At 70.4% G+C, this 7552-nt stretch carries 5 protein-coding genes; all 5 read left to right on the top strand.

Translation table 11 applies throughout. The features are described 5' to 3' along the window. Positions 1–3613, top strand: a 3613-nt coding sequence (locus LXM50_RS15065) for a LamG-like jellyroll fold domain-containing protein (protein WP_233312297.1), incomplete at its 5' end; no start/stop codon positions are given. 68 nt (positions 3614–3681) lie between these two features. Next, the gene (locus LXM50_RS15060) at positions 3682–4152 is read left to right on the top strand and encodes a hypothetical protein (RefSeq protein ID WP_233312296.1); all 471 of its coding nucleotides are present in this window, start codon (positions 3682–3684) and stop codon (positions 4150–4152) included. After that, a complete protein-coding gene (locus tag LXM50_RS15055) occupies positions 4149–4586 on the top strand; it encodes a hypothetical protein (protein WP_233312295.1) in 438 nt (145 codons plus the stop codon). Before LXM50_RS15060 ends, LXM50_RS15055 begins: the two co-directional genes overlap by 4 nt. A 168-nt stretch (positions 4587–4754) precedes the next feature. Continuing rightward, a complete protein-coding gene (locus tag LXM50_RS15050) occupies positions 4755–5780 on the top strand; it encodes a YncE family protein (RefSeq protein ID WP_233312294.1) in 1026 nt (341 codons plus the stop codon). 151 nt (positions 5781–5931) lie between these two features. Continuing rightward, positions 5932–7494: an ABC transporter substrate-binding protein gene (locus LXM50_RS15045; protein WP_233312293.1), complete on the top strand. Its 1563-nt coding sequence runs from the start codon at positions 5932–5934 to the stop codon at positions 7492–7494. Positions 7495–7552 lie beyond the last annotated feature (58 nt).

The following is a 7552-nucleotide window of genomic DNA, read 5'->3' as shown; positions in this document are numbered from 1 at the left end:
GCCGGGGGCGATCGCGCCGGTCGCGGCATACACCTTCGACGCCGACAACGGGTCGACCGTGAAGGACGTCTCGGGCAACGGCAACGACGCGCGCTGGGTCGGATCCCCGGGCTACCGACCCGGCGTCTCCGGATCCGCGGCGACCATCGGGCTCGGCACGAATTACGTGAAGCTGCCCCTGGTCGCCGGGAAGACCGACGCATCAGGGAGCTTCTCCTACGAGTTCTGGATGTCGGAGCAGAGCCGCACCTCCTACGGCACGCTGATGAGCAACCAGGACTTCGCGTCGTGCAACAACGCGGGCCTCACGCTCTACAACCAGACCACCCAAGGCGTGCTGCAGGCGTGCTGGGGCACCACGGCGGGCGGCACGAAGCGCTACATCAACGGCGCCTCCCCGAACATCGCCGGATCCTGGCACCACGTGGCCGTCACGGTCGACCGCACGACGAACGTGATCATCGTGTACACCGACGGCGTCGAGACGAAACGCTCGGCGGCCGGCGAGGTGACCGCGTCCACGAACCTGAAGAGCGGTCTCGCGTTCAACATCGGCGGGTTCAGCGGCAGCGAGAAGGACGTCAGCGACGGCTACACGAACGCCGCGATCGACGACCTCCGGTTCTACGACGCGGTGCTGCCGTCCGCACAGGTCGCCGATGACTACGCGACGCTCAAGCCCGACTCCGGCACCTACACGGTCGCCTTCGACGGCAACGGCGCCACCTCCGGCGACATGGCGGCGCAGACGTTCACGATCGGCACGGCATCCACGCTCGCGGCCAACGGCTTCGTCCGACCCGGCTACCAGTTCCAGGGATGGGCGCTGAGCCCGAAGGGTCAGGTCGTCTACGCCGACGCCCAGTCGGCCGCCGACCTCACGGTCCGCGCGAACACGACGGTGACGCTCTCCGCGATCTGGAGCCGGCTGCGGGCACCGGGCGACGCGGTCGCCCCGTTCGCCTCCTACGACTTCGAGACCGCGGACGGCACCGCGATCCCCGACTCCTCCGGACGCGGCAACGACGCGACCTGGTCGGGTTCGCCGTCCTATGTCGCCGGCACCACGGGCAAGGCGGCGTACGTCAACGCGCCGGACGGCAGCACGCGCGGTGTGAACTTCTTCTCGCTCCCGCTCGTCCCCGGCCACACGGACGGATCCGGCAGCTTCTCGTACACGTTCTGGCTCAAGGAGGCTTCGTCGAGCTCGGACTCGCCGATCGTCTCGAACCAGGACTTCCGGCACTGCTACAACCGCGGGGTCACGCTCTACAACACGGCGGGCAGCCCCGGCATCCTCCGCGGATGCTTCGGTCAGAACGGGACGTCGACGACGCAGAACTACCTCGCCGACGCGAGCCGCACGTCCGTGATCGGATCCTGGCACCACGTGGCCGTGGTCGTCGACCGCTCCGCGAGCACGATGACGACGTTCGTCGACGGCGAGCAGACCGCGCAGAGCACCAGCCTCGGCTCCGGCTTCTCCCTGGTCAGCGGCTACCCGTTCCGGGTCGGCGCGGAGGGCTCGCTGCTCGACGACGGCGACGGCTTCATCAACGCCGCGATCGACACGTTCGATTTCTACGACCGGGCGATCTCCGCCGCGCAGGTCCAGAACGACTACATGGCCACGCACTCCGGTGACGTCGTGACGGACGGATCCACTCTCGCCCGCGGTTTCGTGTCCGGCGTGCTGCGCGCGCCCTCGGTGCGCACGGGTGGTGCGGTCTCGCAGACCGTCGCCGGGCTGTGGAACGGCGGATCCGTGACGTCGTACACGAAGGTCGAGGGCGACGCCTGGCTGAACGTCGACGCGCAGGGCGTCGTGTCCGGGACCGCTCCTGCGAGTGCGCCCGCGGATCCCGGCTACCTCACGGTCGAGGCGACGGACGGCACGACCACGGCCCGCATCGAGGTCGAGGTCCCCGTGCTCGCGGCCGATGCGGCGGCGCCGTTCGACGCGGTCACCTGGAACCTCTGGGATGCGGGCGGCCATGTCAACGACGCGACGCTGAAGAACCTCGCCGTGATCGCCGAGAACGGTTTCGACGTGATCGGCGTGCAGCAGGACGGCGGCACTGCCGCGACCGCTCTCGCGAAGGCCCTCGGCTGGAACGCTCTCGAAGGGCCGGGTGGCGTGGGGCTGATCTCGCCGCACCCGCTCAGCGCGCGCACCGTCGTCGGTGAGCAGCCGGGTCTGGGCGCGACGGTGGACGTGCTCGGTCGCCCGGTGCGGGTGTGGACGATGGGGCTGGACCGCACCGGCTACGGCCCCGAGGCCGCGTGCCTCGACGGGGTGACCGACCCGGCGGCTCTCGTCGCGGCGGAACGGGGCAGCACCCGCTACGCGCAGGTCGACGCCCTCGCGGCGGCGATCACGACGGAGACGTCCGCGCCGACACCGGTCGTCGTCCTCTCGGATCTGGAATCGCCGTCGGGCGCCGATTGGACCGCCGCGACCGCCGCCGCGCACTGCGGCATCGGCGCGGTGGACTGGCCCGTGCCCGCACGCCTCGCGCAGGCCGGTCTGGCCGACGCCTACCGCACCGCCAATCCGGATCCGGCTTCCGACCCGGGCGAGACCTGGTCGCCGCTCGTCGTGAAGGCACCGTCGGGCGCCGATGAGCCGCAGGACCGCATCGACACCGTGCACTACGCCGGATCGGCGCTGCAGGTACTCGGCGCGAACACGGTCGTGGCGGGCTGGCCGTCGCCGACCGCCGTGCTCCGCAACGCCTGGGCGAGCAATCACCGCGCTGTGGTGGCCTCGTTCTCGCTCGGCAAGGGTGCTCCGGATCCGTCGTCGCTGCCCGCAGTGGTCGCGAGCGCGGCGGGGCGCACGGTAACGCTGCACACGGTCCCGGCGGCGTCGGCCGGCGGCATCGAGTACCGCGTCGACGGCGGCGCCTGGCAGGCGTATTCCACGCCGTTCGCCGTGCCGGGCACGGCAGCCGCGCTCGTCGAGTGCCGGGCGACCGATCAGGGCGTGAACGGGCCGATCTCGGGTCTCACGCTCGCGGCGACCGGCGCCGACGCCGGGCGGGACGTGCAGCCCCTGGGCGCCGCGAAGACCGTCCTGCGTGGCGAGGCCATCACCGGTTTCGGTGCGAAGGTGGTCGACGCCTCCGGCAACGGCGTCTCCGGCGCCGACGTGGTGTTCACGATCTCGGGCGGCGCGTTCGCCGGGGGAGCGAGCACGGCAACCGTCTCGAGCAACGCCGCCGGCATCGCCGTCGCACCGGGTGCGACCGCCGCGACGGCCGGAACCGTGACGATCACCGCCGCGTTCCGCGACCGCACGACGACGCTGCCGCAGATCACGGTGGTGGACCCGGTCGCGACGCTGACGGCCGACGTGAAGGTCACGCCGGCCGTGGTCTCGGGCAAGGTCGTGCTCACGGTCGCGGTGACGAACACCGGGTCCACGGCGACCGACGTGAAGATCGCCACGAAGTACGGCACCAGGACGTATCCGGCGGTCGCGCCCGGCGCGACGGTGTCGTACGGGTTCAGCACGATGCTGGCCTCGATCCCCGCGGGTACCGCGACGGTCACCCTGACGAGCGGATCCGGCATGGCCACGATCCCGACGCCCTACCCGGCCGCGCGATGAGCACCGGCACCGGATCCCGCCCGCGGCGCACCCGACACCGCGGAGACACCCACGCAGGAGGCAGCACCATGACGACGCAGATCACGACGACGCCCGGAGGCGAGGGCATGGGGGGCGACCGCGGCTGGACCCGGCGACGCACCCTCGTCGCCGGCGCCTGGTCGGTGCCGGTCATCGCGGCGGCGGTCGCGCTGCCGCAGGCCTCGGCCTCGGCCGCGATCACGATCGACCTCCTCGGCGCCGTGGACGACGCGCAGACCTACCCGTTCTCGGCCGCGGGGGACACCGCACCGCTGATCTTCCAGGTCGCGGGCTCCGGCCCGATCCCGGCGGACGGCACGGCGGAGCTCGTGAACGCCGGCGGGATCGCGTCGTGGGACGAGTCCGTCCTCCTGCAGGGCGCTCTGGCCTCCGCCCCGATCGACACCGACGGCACCCTGATCCTGCCGATCGTGGCGCTCGCCGCGGGCACCTTCCCCGTGCTGGTGCACGTGGGACCGGTGACGCGGACGTTCGTGATCACCCTGGTGCAGGCGTGAGCCGCGCCGGCGCCGGGGCCGGCGGTGCGGCGGCGGTCGCTCTGCTCGCCCTGCTCGTGCCGGCCCTCCTCACCGGATGCGCCGCGGGCGCACCGGGCGCCGCGAGGCCCGCGACCTCGGCGTCCGCCGCGGCGGCACAGCGCGGTCCGGAGATCCGCGTCGTGTCGCCGGAGGGCGCGGTCCGCCTCGGCGACGAGGTGCGGCTCGTCGTGCAGGCCACGGTCGACGGCGTTCCGCTGAAGGATCGCGTCGCGACCTTCGAGGTGATCTCGGGGCCCGCGGCCTACCCGGGCGGGTTCGAGACGTCCTCCACCGACGCCGACGGCGTCGCCAGCTCACTCGGCCTGCAGGCACAGAACGCCGGCGAGGTCACCGTGCGTGTCGCGGTGGGCGAGGTCCGGACCGATCTCGTGCTGGATGTCGCCGGATCCTGAATCGATCCTCGAACAGAATTCCCCTGTTGTATACCAACCCCTAAATGGCATACCATTTTCGACGAAGTTGATCCGGTGCGCCCGTGGCCGCCCAGAGGGCGATCCGAGGCGCCTTCGTGCGCGCCGGAGCCGAGTCGAACCGGGATGCCCGGAGGAAGCGAGGGCCCCATGGTGGTCCGCACCAGCACGCCCGGCCACGGATCGATCTTCGTGGTCACCGAGAGTCACGGCGAGAGGATCGCCTTCGTCGATCTCAGGAGCCCGGACGCGCCGGTGCAGACCGAGACGGTCGTGGGAGCAGCCCCGTGGGCGGTCGCCGTGGACGAGGGGTCCCGCCGCGCCTACGTGAGCACGGCGGTGGGCCTGGCCGTGGTCGACCTCGACACCCGCGAGCGGCTCGCGCTGGTTCCGTATCTCGACCAGCCCTCCGTCATCGAGTACGGCGAGGAGCGCCCCGGCGGGACCGGCGTCGTGGTGACCCCGGACGGATCCGCGGTCTACGTCGCGATCACCCGCACAGGGCGGAACTCGGCCGTGGAGCGCTTCGACACGGCGGTCGGGGCGTTCACCGACTCGTTCGAGGTGGGGCTGCGGCCGTTCGACGTGCAGATCTCGCCCACCGGGGACGAGATGTACACGATCGACCACGACTCGTTCACGCTCAACACGATCAGCATCCCCGCCCACACCGTGACGAGCACCGAGATCGCCCCGTTCGGCACCGAGGGCGGCCTGATGTCGCACTACAAGCCGCACTACGCCGCCGTCGCCGAGGACGGCACCCTCTATCTGCCGTACCAGGGCCAAGGGCTCGTGGTCTACTCGCCGGCGACGCGCACCTATGAGACGCAGCCGATGACCGCCGACTCGCACCAGCACGGCGTGGGGCTGACCACCGACGGGCGTCTGCTGGTCGTCGGCGTGGGTGCCATCGGCGGGGCGACCCGGGGCCCGAGCCTGACGATCCGCGATCTCGGATCGGGTGACGAGACGGTGCTGCCGCTCGAGAAGGGGCACGAGAACGTCGTGGAGTGGCTGGATGCACCGGATGGCCGCCGCAAGGCGATCCTCACGGGTGGATCCACCAGCCGGGGCCCGTGGGACGGGCTCGCGATCGTGGATCTGGACTCGCTCGAGATCTCGGAGCTCGAGGTCCCCGGGATGCCGCAGATGGGCGTTCTGATCCGTTCCTGACGCTGCGACATCGGGAGGGAGTCCCCCTTGACAGTCGCAGATTTGTATACCAAAATCGAACAGCGAAGGTAATGTATTACATATTACTTTCGCTACCCGATCCGCTCCCGCACACGCCCTCCGGCGCTGTGACGGATGAAAGGAACCCGAAATGTCAACGAAGACACAGCGACGCGGGCGCCTCCTGGCCCTCGGCGCCGCCCTCGCCCTCGGCGCGGTGCTGCTGTCCGGCTGCATGGGCAGCGCGGGCACCGCGACGAGCACCGGCGGCAGCTCGACCGCGGCTGTCGACAACGGCTCCGCGACCCTGGCGATGCCCACGGAACCGGCCAACATCGACCCGATCATGATGCGCTCGCTCTCGGCGTGGAACATGTACTACGCGGTGTTCGACGGCCTGACCCGCATCGACGCCAAAGGAACGATCCAGCCGGGCCTCGCCACCCAATGGACCTCGAACGACACCAAGGACGTGTGGACCTTCACCATTCGCGACGGCGTCAAGTTCCAGGACGGATCCGACCTGAAGGCGTCGGACATCGTGTACACGTACAACAAGATCCTCGCCAGCGACAAGTCCACCAACAAGGTCGCGATCGCCATGGTGAGCAAGGTCGAGGCGACCGATGCGCACACCGTGACGTTCACCCTGAAGAACCCGTTCAGCGCCTGGCTCAACCAGGTCGCGACGATCGGGATCGTGCCGGAGAAGGTCTACGAGGCGCTGGGCCCGGACAAGTTCCCGAACGCGCCGGTCGGCACCGGCCCTTACGCCTTCGTCGCCTGGAACCACGGCGTGGACTACAAGATCACCCGCAACGACGCCTACTGGGGCACCAAGGCGAAGATCAAGGACATCACGTTCTCGTTCGTCGGCGCCCCCGACGCCCGCGTCACGGGCGTCGAGTCGGGCACGCTGGACACCGCGATCATCCCGGCCAGCCAGGTGCCCGTGTTCGACGGGGCCCAGAACGCCCGGGTGATCGAGGCGGCCTCCAACCAGGTCGCGTTCCTGGGCGTGAACACCACCGCCGGTGCGCTGTCGAACCAGAAGGTGCGCCAGGCGATCCCGCTCGCGATCGACCGCAGCTCGATCATCAAGAGTCTGCTCAACGGCCTCGCCACGCCCACCGGCCAGCCCGTCGCGAAGGGCGTCACCGGCTACGTCGACGGCTACCCCACGCCGAAGTACGACCTCGACGCCGCGAAGAAGCTCGTCGCCGACTCGGGCTACGACGGCGAGGCGATCACGCTGCAGTACGCGAGCACCGGCGGATCCCCGACGGACCCCGAGGTCGCGCAGGCGATCGCGGCCGACCTCGGCAAGGCCGGCCTGAACATCAAGCTCGTGGGCTCGGAGCAGTCCAGCCTCAGCCTGAGCCTGGCGAACCACCAGATCACCGGTCTGTACCTGAATTACTGGTCGCCCTCGAGCATGGACGGCGACGTGGTGGTCAGCCAGCTGCTCGCCGGCGGTCCCGAGGATTACGCGCGCAGCCCCGAGATGGCGAAGCTCTACGTGGAGCAGCAGGCCGCCGGCGCCGACAAGCGCGACGCCGTGTTCAAGCAGATCTGGCAGTGGAACACCGAGAACGTGTCGAACGTCCCGCTCTGGCAGAACAAGAACGCGTACGCGGCGGCCGGCACCATCAGCTGGACCCCGGCCGTCGACGGCATCTACCGCGCCGCCGAGATCGGGCGCTCGGCCAAATGAGCTCGGTGCGCGGGCTCAGAGCCTCGGGCCCGCGCACCGATCCACGCTGAGGAGATCA

Origin of the sequence: Microbacterium sp. Au-Mic1 (genome assembly GCF_021341785.1) — a bacterium.
Classification (GTDB): Bacteria; Actinomycetota; Actinomycetes; order Actinomycetales; family Microbacteriaceae; genus Microbacterium.
The sequence above is the reverse complement of the archived record's forward strand: the minus strand, read 5'-3'. Positions and strand labels throughout refer to the sequence as shown.